Source organism: Chloroflexota bacterium (genome assembly GCA_020850535.1).
Classification (GTDB): Bacteria; Chloroflexota; UBA6077; order UBA6077; family JACCZL01; genus JADZEM01.
The window spans coordinates 58176-76502 of record JADZEM010000060.1; the positions used below are offsets into that span (position 1 = coordinate 58176).

The following is an 18327-nucleotide window of genomic DNA, read 5'->3' on the forward strand; positions in this document are numbered from 1 at the left end:
ATCCGGTTGCGAAGCTGTTACGGCACACACAGTCTTCCTGTCAGGATGGACACCACTGCGCGCCCAACGAACCGGCGCGCACAGATCAGCGACACTCAAGATGCTGGTGTTGGCCCGCGCTGAGAACGGTTCCCGATAATCCGACTCCGTGCCACCCCTCGCCGGCTCCAGCCCACCGACCGAGCGTTCCAGCGCCGCCGCTGCGCGCGGCGCGGCCCGCGCCGCGCCCTGGCCGACCTGGCCAGTTCGGGCCGCCTGGGGCATCACCGTGGCGGGGTTCCTGCTGTTCGCCTGGGTGGCCGTCCGCCAGCACGACACCTTTCACACCCGCGCCCGCGACATGGGCATCTACGCCCAGGTCATCTGGAACACCGGTCAGGGCCGGCCGTTCGTCTCGACGCTGCTCGAAGACAACCGTCTGCACATCGCCGAGCACGTCGCACCGGTCATGGCCCTGATCGCGCCGCTCTACGCCCTCCTGCCCGATCCGCGCCTGCTGCTGCTGCTCCAGCAGGCGTGCCTGGCCGGAGCCGGCCTCCCACTCTTCTTCTGGGCGCGCCGGCAGATCGGGGATCTGGCGGCGCTCGGGCTGCTGGTCGGCTATCTGCTGATGCCAGCCACCTCGCGGATCGCCTTCTCGGAGTTTCACCCGGTCGTGATGGCGGCGCTGCCGGTGGCGCTCGGCGTCAAGGCGACCCTCGAAGGGCGCACTCGGCAGGCGGTGCTCTGGCTGCTCGTGGCGCTGCTGTTCGAGGAGGAGACGGCCCCCATCGTCGGGGCGGCCGGGGCGTATCTCTGGCTGCGCCATCGCCGTTGGACCGGCTTCGCGCTCGGGGCGCTGGCGTCGGTCTGGCTGGTGCTGCTGACGCTGGTGGTGATGCCCGCCTTCCATGACCGGCGCACGCTCGCCGGCGTGGATGGCAACCGTACCGTCGATCACTACGAGCAGGTACAGCAGCGCCCGGCCATCGTGCTGGAGTGGCTCGGGGGGTCACGCGGCGCGCACGCTGCCGCCTGGATCCTGCTGCCGACGCTCGGGCTGCCGCTCCTGGCGCCGGGCACGCTGTTCATCGCGCTGCCGTCGTTCGCGCTCCTGTTCCTGCCAGACCGTGAAGGAAACGTCGTTGGGCACTGGGCAGGGGCGGTGTTGCCAGTGTACTGGTTCGCCGCCGGCGGCGGGCTGGCAACGGTGCCGCGGCTGCTCGGTCGGCAGGATGCCGTCCGCCGGCGTCTGGCGCAGCGTGCGTTCGTGGGCGTCCTGGCCGTCGTGCTGGCCGTCTGCTTCTGGCGGTACAGCTACTTCCCCGGCGGCGGCGAGAACGACCGCGACTGGCTGGCCTGGACGGAGCAGGAGGAGGACATCGCGCGGGCCGTCGCCCTGGCGCCGCCGGGCGTGGACGCCAACGCCACCCGGCGGATCGTCCCGCACATCGCCAACCGGCCGGAGGTCTACCAGTTCCCGTCGTCGTTCTACAGCGCCCCGATGCGCCCGGACCTTCGCGCCATCGACGCCTACCTCTTCGACCTGACCGACACGCAGACGCGGCGCGCCCTCGACGCCACGGACCAGGACACGGTGCTGACCCGCAGCCCGCGGTTCGCGGTGCGGGCCTGGAGCGAGACGATCCTGCTGCTGACGCGCGACCGGCCGGCTCCTACCCAGGCAGCAGACCTTGCGTTCGGCGGATCGATTCGGCTCTACGGCTACGACCTGGACCAGCGGCCTGGGCGCGTCCGGCTGATAGCCTACTGGGAGTCCACGGCGAGGCCAGCGGCCTGGACGCGCCACGCCGAGCTGGTGGCGGCCGATGGGAAGGTTGTGGCCGAGGTCGAGGGCGCGCCGCTCGATCCGTACCTGCCGCCGCGCCGCTGGGATCGGGGGCAGTTGGTGGCCGAGACTGTCGATCTGCGGCCGCCCCCCGAGACGCCAGCCGGCAGCTACCGGGTGCGCCTCGGATGGCGGGACCAGAACGGCCGGCCGGCCTCGGTGAACGGCGCTGACACGGTCGATATGGCGACGGTCACGCTGCCGTAGCGCAACTCATCCCCATTCCCGTTCCTGCCGCGTAGGGGTGAATCGCCTGAGAGCAACAGATCGCCAATTCAGCATTCCGCACATACGCAGGAATGTCATCCTGAGCGCAGCCCCCATGCCGCTTCGCGGCACCTCAGAGGATGAAAATGGACGGCTCCGCGCCGGCTCCCCCGCTCCCGCGTGCGGGGGAGCGGGTCGGGGGGTGGGGGGCATCCCGGAGCCAATTTTCAGGACAGCGAAGGATCTCACCCGCTGGCCGTCAACGCTCGCGTCAGCGGGTGAGATCCTTCGTTTCACTCGCACGCTCGCTTCACTCAGGATGACATGGGAGTTCGCATGCGTTCCTGTGAGTCTGGGACCGGTTGGGCAGTGAAGACGGTCCGTTCATGAGCCGTGTGCCTGTGAGAGGGGGTGTACCGGTTGACGGGCGAAAGTGGCATTGACCTGCAACGGCTGGCCCAGGTCACCGCGCGTCCGGCCCGGTTCACCCCGCATGATGCGCCGTTCTGGGACGATCCGCATATCGCCACCCAGATGCTGGCGTTCCACCTCGATCCTGAGACGGATGCCGCCAGCCGCCGGCCGGCCACCATCGAGCGGACGGTGGGCTGGCTGACGGATGCGCTGGGCCTTCGGGGCGGGGCGCGGCTGCTCGATCTTGGCTGCGGCCCCGGCCTCTACTGCGAGCGCTTCGCCGAGCGCGGCGTCCAGGTCCGGGGCATCGACCTCTCGGCCAACTCGCTGGCCTACGCCCGGGCGTCAGCGGCGCGGCGCGGCCTCGACATCGAGTACGTCCACGCAAGCTATCTCACCCTCGACGTGTGCGAGGAGTTTGACGCCGCCACGCTGATCTACTTCGACCTCGGCGTGCTGTCGGAGGCGGATCGGGACCAGGTGCTGCGGCGTGTCTGGCGTGCGCTCAGGCCCGGCGGCCGCTTCGCCTTCGACCTCAAGACGCCCGAGCAACCGCGCCCGCCGGACGGCACGAGCCGCTGGAGCGTGCAGCAGGCCGGGTTCTGGCGTCCGCATCCGTACCTCGAGCTGGCGCAGACGTTCTGGTACGCCGAGCACGCCACCGAGCTGCGCCAGATGACCATCGTCGATCCGGACGGCAGGCTGACGACCTACCGCGTGTGGGACCAGACCTACACCGCCGCGCAGATCACCGAGGTGCTCCAGCAGCAGGGGTTCGAGGTCGTCAGGCTGTGCGCGGACCTGCTGGGCAGCCCCGCCAGCCCCGAGACTGGCACGCTGGGTATCGTCGCGCAGAAGCCGTCCTGACCGGCCTGTCGGGACCGTACCGCGACATTGTGCCTGTCACTCGGTACGTGCCGTGCAGCCGGCTGACGCATCGGTGCTACTCGATAAGGACCGGCTAAATCCGGGCTAAGGTTCAGATAAAAAATATACATCAGGATTCGCAGGTATGGCACGATACCTGCAGAACGGATGGTGTCCAGACCGGGCGGCTGAGCGGCGCGGCAAGCCCATCAGCGACTCATCGCACAGCGCCAGCCACCCGGATCAGCATTCGGCTCACACGGAGGCGTCACTATGGGCTTGCTCAAACTCGGATCCGCGGCACTCGTTGGCTCCGCGCTCACGCTGGCGGTCGTGGCCGGCCCGACCCACATCGCCGAGACGGTGCGGCAGGCGGCCCAGCCCGTCACCTCGACGGCGTCTGGCGTCGCCAGCTCGCTCGGGACCGACCTTTCGTCCCTGGTGGGCCAGACCCCGCGTCCGGGCCTGACCACCCCTGGCAACCCGGCCATCGTGGCCGCGCCAGCCGTCGCCCAGCAGCCGGCCACGGCGCCGGTCCAGCCGGTCCAGCAGGTTGGCGCCAGCACCGAGACGACAGTGCGGGTCTACCAGGACAATCGGCCGTCCGTCGTGACGGTCATCTCGTCGGCCGTCGCGCCGGGCTTCCGCTCCGAGCCGCAGCCGAACGGCACCGGCTCCGGGTTCGTCATCGACAACCAGGGCCACATTCTGACCAACAATCACGTCGTCGCCGAGGCGGACAAGCTCGAAGTCACCCTCTCGGACGGAACGACCTACACGGCGAAGCTGATCGGCCGTGATGCGCGCTTCGACCTGGCGGTGATCCAGGCCGATATTCCCGCCGACAAGCTCCGCACCGTCAAGCTGGGCGATTCCGACGCGCTCCAGGTTGGCGAGCAGGTGGTCGCCATCGGGAACCCGTACGGGCTGGACGGCACCGTCACGACCGGCGTCGTCAGTGGCCGCCGGCCGCTGGTCTCCGAGCCGAGCAGTGAAGGTATCCTGGTCAACGCCATCCAGACCGACACCTCGATCAACCCTGGCAACTCGGGCGGCCCGCTCATGAACGCGCGGGGCGAGGTCATCGGCGTCACGACGCTCGGCTTGATGCCGAACGGCGGACAGGCTGGCCTGAACTTCGCCATCCCGATCAACAATGCCAAGAAGATCCTGAACGACCTGATGGCGAACGGCTCCTACAAGCACCCGTTCGTGGGGATCGCCACGGCCGAGATCACCGAAAGCGTGGCCCAGCAGCTGAACCTCCCCGTCAAGCAGGGCCTGCTGGTGCAGAGCGTCGAGGCGTCGAGCGCGGCCGGGCAGGCGGGCCTGCGGGCCGGCACGAGCCAGCAGCAGGCAGGCGCGCGGCAGGTCGCGACGGGCGGCGACATCATCACCGCCGTCGACGGGCGGCAGTTGGCGCGGCCTGAGGAGTTTGTGGCTTACCTGGCGATGAACAAGAAGGCTGGCGAGACCATCACCCTCACGGTCCTCCGCGACGGCAAGCAGCAGGATCTGACGCTCACGCTCGGCGAGCGCCCGGTGGCGCAGGAGCAGCAGAATCAGCAGCGGCCGTCCCAGCAGCAGCCCGGACAGCCGCGCCAGCAGCCCGGGCGGCAGACCCCCGGCAGCGGCAACGGCAACAGCGCGTTCCCGTCGTTCCCGCTGCCCGGCGGCCGGTAATCCCGAGTACTCGACCTCGCGCTACCGTGCTGGCTGCGCGATGGCCACGGGCCGGATGCCGGCCAGCTCCCAGACCCGCTCCACGAGCGACGGCGAGGCTTCGACCTCCCGTCGCTCGACCTCTTTCACCACCTGCACCAGCGCCTTGTGCGTTGGCGTGGGCACGCCGGCCTCGTCGCCCTTCTCCGCCACCAGCCCGTTGAGGAAGTCGATCTCGGTGCGGCGGCCCTTCTGGATGTCCTGGCCGGTCGACGGCCGTCCGTCCTCCGTCATCCGGGCCAGCCCGGCCAGCATCTTGCCCTCGACTTGCTCGAAGGCGGCAGCGTCGCCCTCGGCGGCGGCGCGCGAGACGGCCGGCGGCAGGCCACGGATCGGCTCGATCTCGAAGCCGAGCGCCTGCCCCACGGCGATGGCCTCGCCGGTCAACTGGATCGTCAGGCGGCGGATCTCGGCGCTGAGCGTCATCTCCTTGCCGCCCAGGCCGGTGATCGCCGAGACGCCGTTGCCGGAGGCGTTGAGCACCAGCTTCGTCCAGCGCTCGCCCCAGAGGTTGGGGGTCACCTTGGCGCTGTCGATGTTGGACATCAGCGCGGCGATCTCCTCGGCGCGCGGCGTGATCCGGCCGTGCACTTCGCCCACCCGGAAGACCGTGTAGCCAGGGCCGCCCGGCTGGACGGTTCGGGTGACGTGGCCCGGCGCGTAGGCGTTGACGCTGATGCTGCTGGCGATGCAGCCCAGGACCCGCCCCCAGCCGACCACGCTGGCGATACGCTCCTCGTTGATGCTGTTCTGCAACGAGACGATATAGCCGCCCGGCGCGAGGTACTGCGCGATCATCGTGGTGGCCCAGACGGTGTCATACGACTTGGTGCAGACGAAGGCGATGTCCACCGGCGCTTTGAACAGGCTCTGGACCTCGTGGAGGTGGAGCGCCCATGGATGGACCCGGTACTCGCCCTGCGTGCCCTCCAGCATCAGGCCATCGCGCTCGATCGCCTCGATATGGTCCGGCCACGGATCGATCAGCGTGACGTCCTCGCCGGCGCGCGTCAGGTGCCCGCCAACGTAGCTGCCGACCGCGCCCGCCCCCATGAATGCGAGTCGCTTGCCCATCGATGCTCCTCCACGAGCGGCCATACCACAGCAAGGCCCGGCTGCCCGCGCCTCGCGGCGGGCGCGCCGGCACTATAGGCCGCTGGCCCAGGCCCCGCAACCAGGGAGGACGCGGGGGCAGGGCGATTGCACGTTGAGCTTGCCGTGCAGCGTGGTCGGGGCTTGAAAGCCCCGCCTACCATCCTGCAGTCGCTTCGCGACGCTCCAGTCTCACCAGTCGACGATGTTCCCGGCCGCCGTCGCGCAGCGACGGAGCGAGTGTAGGCGGGGGTTTCAACCCCCGACTATGCGTTTCACGACGGTATGGGAACACCGACGAACATGCAATCGCCCTGGACGCGGGGGCGAGGTCGTTCGGGAGACGGCGGCAGGCGACGTTCGGCATGGACGACGTCCGGCAGGGACTCGGCAGAGACCAGCGGCCAGCGCGGTGCGGACCGCTGCGGGCGGCCTCTCGGACGTCTCGAAACGCTCGACGCGAACTCCACATCCTGGCACACTTTGAGTACAGCGGATGCGCGCAGTCCCGGGGCGTGGCATCCTTCTTGTGGTAGGCTCGGGCCGCCCCCCAGAGTCCCGTCCAGGCCACGGAGGCAACCAAGATGGCTACCCGCCGGCGCACCCTGATCACCCTGGTCGGGGCCGTGGGCCTCGTGCTGACCGCCAGCGGGTGTGACATGGCCCGGTCCGCGCTCGCGCCGCCCCAGCCGACATCCGCCGCCCAGGCGACCGCGCCGACTTCGGCCGCGCCGCAGACGCCGCCGGGCGCCGGCAGCGCCGCCCCGACCCAGGCCGCCGCCCCGCCGCCTGGGTCGGGCCCGCCCCAGGCGGCGGCTCCGACCCAGGCAGCGGCCCCAGCCGCGCCGGCCGGCCCGGCCCAGACGGGAGCCGCGCCATCGCCGGTCGTGGCGGTTGCGCCGGCCGCTCCCGCGGCGGCGCCCGGCAGCGGCGCGGCGGCGGCTCCGGCCGGCGCGCCGGCCGCCACCCCCTACGACAGCGTCATCCAGGTGTACCGTGATTGGCGGCCGTCCGTCGTGACGGTCCTCAGCACCGTCGTCTCGCCAGACTTCCGCGCCAAGCCCGAGTCCAGCGGGACCGGCTCCGGCTTCATGCTGGACGACCAGGGCCACATCCTGACCAACAACCACGTGGTGGCGGATGCCAACAAGCTCGAGATCACGCTCGCCAGCGGCCTGACGCTGCCCGCCGAGCTGATCGGCCGGGATCCGCGCTTTGACCTTGCAGTGATCCGCGCCCAGATCCCAGCCGATCAGATTCGGGTGATGAAACTGGCCGACTCGGACACCGTCCAGGTTGGGGAGCAGGCCATCGCCATCGGCAACCCGTACGGGTTGGAGGGGACCGTCACGGCCGGCATCGTCAGCGGACGCCGTCCCGTCGTCACCGAGCCGGGCGGCGACGGCGTCCTGGTCAACGCGATCCAGACCGATGCGTCCATCAACCCCGGCAACTCGGGCGGCCCGCTGATGAACGGGCGTGGCGAGGTCATCGGCGTCAACACGCTGGGGCTGATGCCGAACCGCGCCCAGGCCGGCCTCAACTTCGCCATCCCGATCAACAACGCCCGCCGCATCATGCCAGACCTGCTGGCAACGGGTGCATATCGGCATCCATTCGTCGGCGTCGGCTCGGCGGAGATCACCCAGCAGGTGGCGAGCGTCCTGGGCCTGCCCGTTCAGGAGGGGCTGCTGCTGCAGAGCATCGAGCCGGGCAGCGGTGCGGACCGGGCCGGCCTGCGCGGCGGCTCGGGCACACGCGAGGTCGGCTCGCGGCAGCTGGCAGTGGGCGGCGACATCGTCGTGTCGATAGACGGGCAGAAGGTGCGCCGGCCCGAGGACTTCATCGCATACCTGGAGCTGAACAAGAAGGCCGGCGAAGTTGTCATACTTACGATAGTACGAGATGGACAGCAGCGCGAGATTCAGGTTACGCTAGGAGAGCGTCCACGCGCTGAGCGCCCTGCCCAGCGTTGATTCATTGCCGAATGTTTGTGGGGCGCAACGATCTACATGAACGATCATCGCGGGACCCGGGGCAAAAGGTTTTAGGGTGATCCCGATTCGTCGATCTGTGAGGGAAGCGCCCGAAGGTCAAAGGTTTGTGACACAATTCTGTAGCATATGACCTTCGGCTGTGGCATTATCTCGCATTCGCATAGGCTGATCCGGCCCAGGCTATCGCGTCGGGCTGAGAGGGTTCAGACATGGTGGAGCAGCTTATCTCCTCGGAGTTGCACATCCTCGATCTGTTGGTTCAGAACTGGCCCGATGCCGTCCTGATCAGAGACCTGGAATCGAACCGGTATCTGATCGCAAATCCGGCCGCCGAGCGTCTGTTGGGCTATTCGCAGGCTGAGTTGCGCGCTCTGGAGCCTGGGGCGCTGACCTTTCCGGAGGATCAGGCGGAGATCGCCAGCCTCACCCAGGATCTCAAGAACCAGGGCGCGGTGAGGCGTCTCTGGCGAGCGCGCCACAAGGATGGCAGCCCGGTTCCCATCGAGGTGACGGTCACGTGGTCACAGATCGGTGGCCGGGCGCTCGGGCACGGCGTCTTCCGGCCGGTGGCGGCGGATGTCGCCGCGGCGTTGCCACGCAGCACGTCGGTAGCGCACGCCGAGCTGTTCGACCGCACCGGGTTGATCGTCATCGCCACGGACCGGGCCGGGCTGATCAGCTACTGGAACGCGGCGGCCGTCGAGCACTATGGGCTGACGGCGGAAGAGGCCGTCGGGCAGGCGCCAGCAGCCCTGGCAGCGGACGATGCCATGCGGGAGCAGGTCGAGGCGGCGATCAGCGGCAGCGACACGCGCGACGAGTGGGTCACCAGGTTCCTTGTCCGCAAGCCGGACGGCACGCCGTTTGAGGCGATGGTCACCGGGTCCGTGATCCGAGATGACCGGGGCGAGTACGCTGGCCTCCTCTTCGTCTCGGCCCCACTGGGCGGCGCGCAGCGATCGGGTGCACCGCGCATGCGGCGTGCGAAGGTCCAGTGCGCAGCCTGCGGCCGGGAGGTCGCCGGCACGATGCGACGCAAGTATTGCTCCGAGAAGTGCCGCCAGTGGGCCTATTACCACCGCCACCTGGAGGCGCAGCGCGCCCGCAGCCGGGAGCGCCACGAGCGCCGGCGCGGCGACGTGGACGGCGTCGGCACGCTGGTGGGCGCCGGCCTGGAGTAGCGCGCACGCGCCGGCGCTGCTCCGTACGGACTCCCGCAGACGCCGGGGGCTGTAGCGCGGAGAGATCCCCCCGCGCTGCGAGAACGCGCCTCTTGAGATCGTCGCCTACGGATCTGACGTGGCAGGGCTGAGGCTGCGTACGAGCACGTAGCCGAGCCCCCGCCGCGAGATCAGGCGGGTGGGTCGGCGCGGGTTCGGCTCGATCTTCGCGCGCAGGCGGCGCACGTAGGTCTTCACGTAGTCCAGCTCGGCCACGTACTCAGCGCCCCAGACCTGCGCCAGGATCTCGGAGGGCGCGAGCACCTGCCCGGCCCGCGAGGCCAGTAGCTCCAGGACGCGGTACTCGGTGGAGGTCAGGTCGAGCACCTCATTCCCGATGATGGCCTGCCGCGCCGCCCGGTCCACCACGAGCCAGCCGCCATCCAGCTCGATGCGCTCCGTCTCGGCGCCGGCCGGCCGCCGTGCGCGCCGCAGCACCGCCTCGATCCGCGCGGCCAGCCGTGCCGCGCTGAACGGTTTGGTGACGTAGTCGTCAGCACCCTCCTGCAGGCTCCTGACCACGTCAGCATCGTTGTCGCGGCCGGTCAGCATGATGACGGGCGTATCCGCCATCTCGCGGAACCGGTGCAGGACTTCCCAGCCGGTCAGGTCTGGCAGGCCGATGTCCAGCAGCACGAGATCGGGGCGCTGCTCGTAAAAGCTCCGCAGCGCCTGCCGGGCGGTCGCCGCCTCGACAACCTCATACTGCGTGCCGAGCGTCCGTTGGAGCACGTTGCGGATCGCGTCGTTGTCTTCAACCACCAGGATGCGGCGCTGCTGACGAATGGGGGTCGCTCCAGTGCTACACGGCCGCAGAGCCGGCCGCGATGAAACCAGGATTGCCCGAGCTGTCAACCAGCATGCCTGTTCCACCACGGGCATGTTGACAGGGCGAGTATCGCGCGCTTCCCGCCCCCACTCCGAGTCTATCCTACTCAATCATCTCGGAAGCCACAAGATGCGGCGATGCCGCGCGCTCTGCAACGTTATCATCTCCGCTTGCGCCTGGGAATCGGTAGGGAGGTCGGGTCGTGCCGCCGTGGCCCACCCGCCGCCATCCGCGGGTCAGCCCGGCACCTGCTGCTGGCCGCCCGATGCCCGCGCCGACAGGCTCCGCTCGACCGGTGCGTCCGCCAGGGCCGCCGCCTGCCCACTGCCGACCAGCGCCAGCACGGCGCCGGGGACTACCTCGACGGCGGCGGGCGTCTCGCCGGCCGGCTCGCCGTCGAGCTGAATGGACACGGGCGGGCGCGTGGCAATTGTGAGTGAGCGCACCTGCCGGTAGATCACGTCCGGGTGGTCGTCGTGCCGGCCGATCAGCACGAGCGCGAGGTACCACAGCTTGAGCGGGATCGAGCGGCCGGGGAAGATGCAGACGTCGAGCAGGCCATCCGCTGCCGTGGCGCGGTGGGTGATCTTGACGGCGCCGGCCCAGAGGCGGGTGTTCCCGACGGTGACCAGCGCGGCGTTGGTCTCGAACGCTTCGCCATCGGCCTGGAACTGGACGCGCTGCCCACGCGTGCGGAGCGCCGCCAGCATGCCGGTCAGGAAGAAGAGCCAGGCGCGGGCGTTGCGGTTCGGGTTCTCCTCGAGTGCGTGGATGGCATCGGCGTCGAAGCCGATGCCGGCCATCAGCAGGAAGTAGCGCCCGTTGACCCGGCCAAGGTCGATGCGGCGGACCTCGCCCGTCAGCAGCTGCCGAACCGTCTCGGCGGGATCGAGCGACAGCCCCAGCTCGCGAATCCAGACGTTCATCGTGCCGAACGGGATGGCCCCGACGGCCGTCTCGGTCCCGGCGACGGCTTGAAGGACTTCGTTGAGGGTGCCGTCGCCCCCGCCCACCAGCACGACAGGGTCGCCTCGGGCGGCGGCGGCGGCAGCAAGCTCAGTTGCGTGCGCCCGCGCAGCCGTCTCCTGGACCCGCAGCGACCAGCCGACGTCGGCGGCGGCGGCGATGACCCGCTCGATGGTCCGTTCCTGGCGGCCGGCGCGCGGATTGAGGATCAGGGTCGCCGTCTGCAGGCCGTTGGCCGGTGCGCGCTGCCCCTGGCCCGGAGTTGTGCTGCCGTCTGGGCCGGCGGCGTCCAGTGGGGTGGTCACTGCGGACCTCGACAGGCCGAAGCGGGCGCAAAAAGGCTCGGGATGCGCCGACCGCACTGCGAATGAACCTCGCGACCCATTCGCTGCGCCCTCTGCGTTGCGACTCTACGCCCCACTGCCTTGCGGCTGTGAGCGATGCGGCTGGTACGTCCTCGCAGGATCGCTCCTGCGGAGGGTTGCGGGGTCGCCCCTGCCTGCCGCTCCGTTCGTGTCGACTCACCCGAGCCACCATCAGCATACAGCGTCCTCGCCCCGCTGTATACAGGCGTCCCTTCCCGCCAGACGCCAGTATGAGCGGAGTTCGTGAATGGCGCACGAATGCAGGGCTGCATGCTCACGTCGGGCGCGCCGCCACCACGATCAGCCGCTCGCACCCGGCCGCGAACGGCGCGAGATCGTACGAGCCGTAGAAGGTCTCCGGCACGAGGCCGGCCTGCTGGAGCAGCAGCTCCAGCTCGTATCTCCCGAAGTAGCGCAGATCCAGCCGCACCACCAGCCGGCGCACCAGCCCGTCGCTCCCGACCCGATCGTAGAAGTAGGTGTAGTGATCGACTTGCTCGCCGTGGTCCGTGCTGCGCGCCGTCCACTTGCTGAGCGGCAGGCCGGTCTCGGGATCGAAGCCGTCATACTGGAGCACCAGCTCGTCGGTCGGCTCGGCTCCGCGCCCGTTCCCGTTCGAGACGTCCACGATCAGCAGGCCGCCCGGCTCCAGGTGATCGCGGATCGAGCGGAGCGCCGCCAGTTGATCGTCGATGCCCCCGAGCAGCCCGAACGAGTCCAGCCCGTAGATGGCGAGCTGGAACCGTTGCTTGAGGCGGAACGACCGCGCGTCCGCCTGGTGGAGGGCGGCGCGCCGGGGGAACGTGCCGCCGCCGCTCAGGAACGTGCGGGCGCGCTCGAGCATCGGGGCCGAGCTGTCGATCCCCACGACCTGCTCGCCCAGCTCCAGGAGCGGGGCCATCAGCCGGCCGCTGCCGCAGGCGATCTCGAGGATCGGGCCGCCTGACCGGCGCGCGAAGTCCAGGTAGAGCGGCACGTCGATGTCGTAATCGGCGTGCTCCCAATCGTAGTAGCGGGCAAGCTGATCGAACGGGTTGGCGTGCGCGGACGGCGGGAGCATGTCGGGCATGAGAGGGATTGTGGCACACCCACCGTCAGGCATGTTCGACTGCCTGCGCCCGCCGACGCTGCCTGCGCCCGCCGACGCTGCCTGCGCCCGCCGACGCTGCTATCCTGCCACCAGCACGCACGGACACGGAGGACTCTCGATGTCGAGCTCGGGCCATCCGCGGCTTTCGCTGACCCCCGACGAGGTTCTGACCACCACCCGCTCGGTTCGCAAGCGGCTCGATCTGACCCGCCCGGTTGAGCGCAGCGTCATCGAGGAGTGCCTGCGGATCGCCCAGCAGGCGCCGTCGGCGTCCAATCGGCAGCACTGGCACTTCCTGGTCGTGACGGACCCGGCGAAGAAGGCCGCGCTTGGCGATCTGTACCTCAAGGCCCGGCAGGGCACGTTTGCCAGCCGCACCAACCGCGTCTTCAAGTCCGACGCGGCCCGGGAGACCTACCAGCGCGTCGCGGCGTCCGCCGACTACCTTGCGGACAAGATGGGTGAGGTGCCGGTCCTGGTCATCCCGGCCATTGAGGGCCGCGTCGAGCAGTTGCCGTTTGCCGGGCAGGCCGCCCTCTGGGGCACCATCCTGCCGGCCGCCTGGAGCTTCATGCTGGCGGCGCGGGCGCGCGGCCTGGGGTCGGTCTGGACGACCATCCACCTGAACTACGAGCGCGAGGCGGCGGAGATCCTCGGCATCCCGTACGAGCAGGTCACGCAGGCGGCCATGATCCCGCTGGCCTACACCATCGGCACAGACTTCAAGCTGGCGCAGCGCGATCCGCTGGAGTCGATGGTTCACTGGGACACCTGGTGAACAGCACCGATGGCGATTCTGGCAGCGGCTGCTCCCTGAGGGGCACCATTCCTGTATGCGTATCCTCACCATCGACGTTGGCACCGGCACGCAGGATATCCTGCTCTACGATTCTGAGCGGGAGATCGAGAACAGCATCAAGCTGGTGATGCCCTCGCCGACGGCCGTCGTCGCCCGGCAGATCCGGGCGGCGACCGAGCTGGGGACGCCCCTGCTGCTCGACGGCGTCACGATGGGCGGCGGCCCGAGCCACTGGGCCGCCCGCGACCACGCCCTGGCCGGCCACGCCGTCTACGCCACGCCAGACGCCGCCCGCACCTTCGACGACGACCTGGACGCGGTGCGGAGCATGGGCATCACCGTCGTCTCGGAGGACGAGGCGGCCGGGCTGCGCGGCGTCGAGCGGGTCACCCTGCGCGATCTGTGGGTCGATGCCGTGCGGACGGCGCTGCGGGCGTTCGGCGCAGACGACCGGTTTGACCGGCTGGCTGTCGCCGTCTTCGATCACGGCGCGGCCCCGCCCGGCTACAGCGACCGCACCTTTCGCTTCGAGTACCTGGCCGAGCGGGTGCGCCAATCGGCTGACCTGACGGTCTTTGCGTTTCCCCACGACCGCATCCCCGCCAGCCTGACGCGACTGGCAGCGGTGGCCGCGAGCATCGGCCATGAGATGCCGCTGCTGGTGATGGACACGGCTCCGGCGGCGGTCCTCGGGGCGTTGGAAGACCCGGCCGTCTCGGCGCGGCGGGACGCGATCGTCGCCAATGTCGGCAACTTCCACTGTCTGGCGTTCCGGCTGGAGGGGGGCCAGGTTGCCGGCCTCTTCGAGCACCACACCGGCGAGCTGACGCAGCCGGAGCTGGAAGCGTACCTGGACAAGCTCATCGCCGGCACCATCACGAACCAGGAAGTCTTCGACGACATGGGCCACGGCGCGCTGATGTTCCAGCCGCCGGCCGCGCTGCCAGACCCGTTCGTCGCGATCACCGGGCCGAGGCGCGGGCTGCTGCGTGGCTCGCGGCACCGTCCATACCTGGCGGTGCCGCACGGCGACATGATGCTGGCCGGCTGCTTCGGGCTGCTGCGGGCCTACGCCGCCAACGATGCGGAGGTCCGGGCGGCCGTTGAGGCCCAACTGGGGCCACGGCCGGAGGGCGTTGCCCGGCCCGGGTGACCTCACCCCCCGACCCGCTGCCCTCTTGACTACCGAACGGCGCGCGGCGTGGGCGTGCGCGTGGGCCGCACGACGGGCACCGTATCGAATGGGCCGAGCATCATACCGCTGGGAACGTCATCATTGGCGGCTTCTATGCCGCCGCACGCCTTGCCGTCATAGCCGGTGTCCAACTGGTTCGGATCAGAAGGATCGGCGCGCAGGACTGCCTGTGCGTGCGCCTGGTAGCGTACAGGCGCCGGTGCGTCGGGCGGCTGGATGCTGAAGTCGTTACAGCCGTACCGGTCACCCTGGCCGAGGTAGTCGCTCGCCACAAATGCCTTCAGCGTCGGGGTGATGGTGGGCGCCGGCGTGAGCGTTGGGATAGACGTTCCATATGTGCGCGTCACCGGGTTGAAGTCGCGGTCGTTCGGGTAGGACGAGTAGTTGTAAGTCGTGCAGGCGATGCCATCCTCAACCCCGTCTTCGGCGTCCAGACGGTTCGGATCGCTCGGGTCGTAGCGGAGCACGCTCTGGGCCTGCGCCTGCGATTGGAAGCTCGAGCATTGGTGCAGATCCTGCCCTGGCGAGACGTACGCGGGTGCATAGACCGCCGGGGCCTTCGCGTCCGTATTGTCGTTGTTGTTGCTGTTGTCGTTATTGTTGTTGTCGTTGTTGTTCCCGTTGTCGCCGCCCCAGGGCGTGGCCGTCTTGGTGGGGGTCGGCGTGCGGGTCGCAAGGCCCTGGCGCACCGTCACCTGCAGCTTCTTGCAGGGGATGGTCGAGTCCACGTAGAAGGTGTACTCGTGCTGGCCCGGGTACGAGAGCTGGATCGTCCACTCCCAGACGTACCCCTTCTGCCCGGGACGCTCGCGCACGAAGGTGGTCTTCTCGGTGCCGGCCAGCCGCCCGTACGGATGCGGTCGCGAGGACGTCACCGCGATCAAGACCTCGTTGCCGACGCGCGGGATCTCCGGCGAGAAGGTGATCTCCTCGTCGCCGTAGCAGGGATCGGAGCCGGCCGCTGCGCCAGCCGCTCCTGGCTGAATCGCCCCCGGCAAGCCCTGGTTGGGCGGCATATTCGTGGTCTGCGTGCCGACCGGCCCGGTCACGGCCGGGTTGCCAGATGTGCCCGTGCCGACGGTTGGATAGGGATTGGTAGTAGCGGGGGGCGCGCCCCAGCCGGAGATCGTCGGGGTCGGTTCGAGTTGGGCGGCCACTGCGCCAGCCTCGACTGCGGTGCTGCGCTTGAAGGCGTCGGCCATCGCCGTGTCTGGCAGGTCAGCCGGGCGGGCGACGCCGCTCGGCAACGGCCCGTTCGCCTGCGCCAGGAACGGTGACCCGACCGCTGCCGCCGCCGCTGCGTCGTCGGGGGAGAGGCCCTCGCCCGTCAGGACGGCCCGGAACGCCTCGCCGAGTGGCAGGGTGGTCACGGCGCCGGTCTGGCCATCCCAGACCATGACGCCACGCTCCCAGCGCAGCAGCACGACGTTCGGCTGGGCGGGATCGCGCTGCGGCCGGCTGACGGGCAGCCCCCAGACCTCCTGCGCGAAGCCCGGCAGCAGGCCGCGCTCGCCCGGCCCCGGCCCGAAGGCGTCTTCGTAGCGGACGGTGTCCGTGAACTGGCGGCCAAACTGGACCGGCAAGCCTTCCCAGGCGTCGGGGGCGTTCGCCTTGATGAACGCCTGCACCTGGGGGCCGTAGTCTGGCGTGCCCGGGACCGGTGCGCTCGCTTGCAGCGCGGGATCGATCGGCGGGACCGCTCGGCCGGCCACCGTCTGGAACGGGACCGCGTTCATCGAGAACAGGTTAACCGTCGAAACGGCTCCGCCCGGATCCTGCCGGAGCATGAACTGACGGAAAAGCTGCACCCGTGCGCCGGCCAGCGTGAACTCGTTGGAGACGGGCGGGCCGAAGGTCCGCGCACCGCCGCGCGCCGCAAAGTACTGGCCCAGTGGGCTGGGCGCGACGATGTAGCCCGTCTCAGGGAAGAAGATCGCTGCCTGGAGGACGGTGCGGGCCTGCTCGGCGGCAGGGGGCATCGGAGCAGCGCCAGCGACCAGCGCGGCGCGGTCGACCGGGCCGGTGAACGCCCAGACGACGGTCAGGAGCAGCAGCAAGCGCGCAGCAAAGCCCATCAGCGAGCGCAGGCCCGCGTGGCGTCGGCCTCCGCGCAGAGCAGCCCGAACAGGTGCAGGCCACTGGCCCTGTCCCGCCCGCGCCGCCTCTCGACGGCTGCTCTCGGCCCTGTCAGCCACGAATGGATGCTCCCGGATGGTTCCTGGTGCGAACACGACCGCCTTCGAGGCCGGTCGCCGACGTGAACTCCTCAGCGGGCTCAATGAGCCGGAACCGCGCCTCACGCCCTTACGCGGTGCTGCCCGTTATAACGTGACTCGCGACCATCTCGTGATGCCCCCGCATCCCGCACATTTTAGCCCAGATGAGCGGCGTGCGTAACCCCCACGGGCAACTTCACGTCAAATTCATGCAGCAGCGCAAGACGAGGTCACGACGCCCATTGTCATGACGAGCGAGGCGTCATGCCGGATGCGCGAGTCTCGGGGGGTGAGGGCCACCGGGCCGGCGGCTACTCCGGGGATGCCGGCTGCTGGTTCCGCCGGTAACGCGCGGCGCTGTAGGCCAGGCGACGGGCTCGGTAGGTGGGATCCTGCTGGTAGCGCAAGCGCTCGCGCTCGGCGTGGCGGCAGCGAGAGCAGAGCAGCCGTCCGTTGCTGGCCCGGACGGTCGCGCTCCGCGCCTGGGATGTCCGGGGCGCGGCGGCCCCACATGTCTGGCAGGCCGGTGCACCGCTGTCGGCGGGGGCCTGCTCGCCGTCCAGGCTGGCGGCCGGTGTGTCGTGTGCCACGGGCTGTGGCGCAACGGCAGTGGCCGGCGACCGCCGAACTGCCCCGCGTCGGCCGGGCGGATGCAGGGACAGAAACCGGCGCGCAGCCTCGACGGCTGAATGACAGGCCGTCAGATCGTTGGCCGCGGTCCGCCGCGCGACGGCACGGAACAGCTCGATGCGCTCGCCGTCCTCGACCGCCCAGAAATGGCCCAGCTCAGTCATCGCGGCCCAGACGGTCGGCAACAGATCGTCGCCAGAGCCTGCCCGCGCGAGCGTGACTGCCTGGACGTCCAATCCACTGCGCTCACGGACGTGCGCCGCGACGTGATCCGGGTTCATGCGCTCCCCTGGTGGCCGTGGAGACCTGGCGAAGTGTGGCCTCGGCGGCGAAGTGTGGCCCCGGCGCGCACGTCTTCTGCGCGCCGGCGGTATGCCCAGGAGCGCAACAAGCGTGCCGTGCCTCGCGCACGCGTCTCTGGGGGGACAGGTTCAGCAGAGCGACACGTCGTCGATCCACCATGTTCCGCGCAACAGTCCACATGCTGCGCGCAACAGTCCATGTCGTCCTGAGCGCAGCGAAGGACCTCACCCGCCGACCGTCACCACTCGCGTCACCCGCCGACCGTCACCACTCGCGTCAGCGGGTGACCGTCACCACTCGCGTCAGCGGGTGACCGTCACCACTCGCGTCACCCGCTGACCGTCACCACTCGCGTCAGCGGGTGAGGTCCTTCGCTGCGCTCAGGACGACAATTGCATCTTGCATACTTTGCACAAAGTGCAGCAATTGTCGGCCTGGAACGGTCCACCCCCTCTCCCGCGCACAGGGCTGACTTCCCGACAGTTATTGCGAAGGCGGGTCCACCATCTGCGGAACCCGGAGGTTGAATGACCGAAGGGAGGCAGATGATGGACCCGCTAGGAGTATGGCAAGGATGGGGCCGCGAG

General features: G+C 69.7%; 13 protein-coding genes. 7 read left to right on the forward strand and 6 right to left on the reverse strand.

What is annotated here, in order from left to right:
• Nucleotides 1-148 precede the first annotated feature (148 nt).
• From IT306_09115 to IT306_09125, 3 genes are all read left to right on the forward strand, one after another.
• A complete protein-coding gene (locus IT306_09115; protein ID MCC7368570.1) occupies nt 149-2035 on the forward strand; it encodes a DUF2079 domain-containing protein in 1887 nt (628 codons plus the stop codon).
• A gap of 411 nt (nt 2036-2446) precedes the next feature.
• Nucleotides 2447-3316 (forward strand): methyltransferase domain-containing protein, encoded by an 870-nt coding sequence (locus IT306_09120; protein ID MCC7368571.1) that lies wholly within the window; start codon nt 2447-2449, stop codon nt 3314-3316.
• A 273-nt stretch (nt 3317-3589) separates the two neighbouring features.
• Nucleotides 3590-4999: a trypsin-like peptidase domain-containing protein gene (locus IT306_09125; GenBank protein MCC7368572.1), complete on the forward strand. Its 1410-nt coding sequence runs from the start codon at nt 3590-3592 to the stop codon at nt 4997-4999.
• A gap of 21 nt (nt 5000-5020) precedes the next feature.
• On the opposite strand, the gene IT306_09130 is transcribed toward IT306_09125, so the two are convergent.
• Nucleotides 5021-6112 carry a 2-dehydropantoate 2-reductase gene (locus tag IT306_09130; protein MCC7368573.1) on the reverse strand — a complete coding sequence of 364 codons (1092 nt, stop codon included), beginning with the start codon at nt 6110-6112 and terminating at the stop codon, nt 5021-5023.
• A gap of 602 nt (nt 6113-6714) precedes the next feature.
• On the opposite strand from IT306_09130, the gene IT306_09135 reads away from it, so the two are divergent.
• The gene (locus IT306_09135; GenBank protein MCC7368574.1) at nt 6715-8106 is read left to right on the forward strand and encodes a trypsin-like peptidase domain-containing protein; all 1392 of its coding nucleotides are present in this window, start codon (nt 6715-6717) and stop codon (nt 8104-8106) included.
• Nucleotides 8107-8336: 230 nt separating this feature from the next.
• Nucleotides 8337-9308: a PAS domain-containing protein gene (locus IT306_09140; protein MCC7368575.1), complete on the forward strand. Its 972-nt coding sequence runs from the start codon at nt 8337-8339 to the stop codon at nt 9306-9308.
• A 105-nt stretch (nt 9309-9413) separates the two neighbouring features.
• Here the strand turns inward: IT306_09140 and IT306_09145 are convergent, their stop codons facing one another.
• The 3 genes from IT306_09145 to IT306_09155 all read right to left on the reverse strand — a co-directional run bounded on the left by IT306_09145 (nt 9414) and on the right by IT306_09155 (nt 12576).
• A complete protein-coding gene (locus IT306_09145) occupies nt 9414-10109 on the reverse strand; it encodes a response regulator transcription factor (protein ID MCC7368576.1) in 696 nt (231 codons plus the stop codon).
• Nucleotides 10110-10412: 303 nt separating this feature from the next.
• A complete protein-coding gene (locus IT306_09150) occupies nt 10413-11447 on the reverse strand; it encodes a diacylglycerol kinase family lipid kinase (GenBank protein ID MCC7368577.1) in 1035 nt (344 codons plus the stop codon).
• 334 nt (nt 11448-11781) lie between these two features.
• On the reverse strand, nt 11782-12576 hold the full coding sequence (locus tag IT306_09155; GenBank protein MCC7368578.1) for a class I SAM-dependent methyltransferase: 795 nt from the start codon (nt 12574-12576) through the stop codon (nt 11782-11784).
• Between the two features lie 139 nt (nt 12577-12715).
• Here IT306_09155 and IT306_09160 point away from each other — a divergent pair, with 139 nt between their 5' ends.
• Together IT306_09160 and IT306_09165 are read left to right on the forward strand one after the other, a co-directional pair.
• Nucleotides 12716-13375: a nitroreductase family protein gene (locus tag IT306_09160; GenBank protein MCC7368579.1), complete on the forward strand. Its 660-nt coding sequence runs from the start codon at nt 12716-12718 to the stop codon at nt 13373-13375.
• 55 nt (nt 13376-13430) lie between these two features.
• Nucleotides 13431-14549 (forward strand): DUF1786 domain-containing protein, encoded by a 1119-nt coding sequence (locus IT306_09165; protein ID MCC7368580.1) that lies wholly within the window; start codon nt 13431-13433, stop codon nt 14547-14549.
• 29 nt (nt 14550-14578) lie between these two features.
• Here the strand turns inward: IT306_09165 and IT306_09170 are convergent, their stop codons facing one another.
• Nucleotides 14579-16786, reverse strand: coding sequence for a hypothetical protein (locus IT306_09170; protein MCC7368581.1), 2208 nt, complete (start codon nt 16784-16786; stop codon nt 14579-14581).
• Between the two features lie 332 nt (nt 16787-17118).
• Nucleotides 17119-17718: a hypothetical protein gene (locus tag IT306_09175; protein MCC7368582.1), complete on the reverse strand. Its 600-nt coding sequence runs from the start codon at nt 17716-17718 to the stop codon at nt 17119-17121.
• Nucleotides 17719-18327 lie beyond the last annotated feature (609 nt).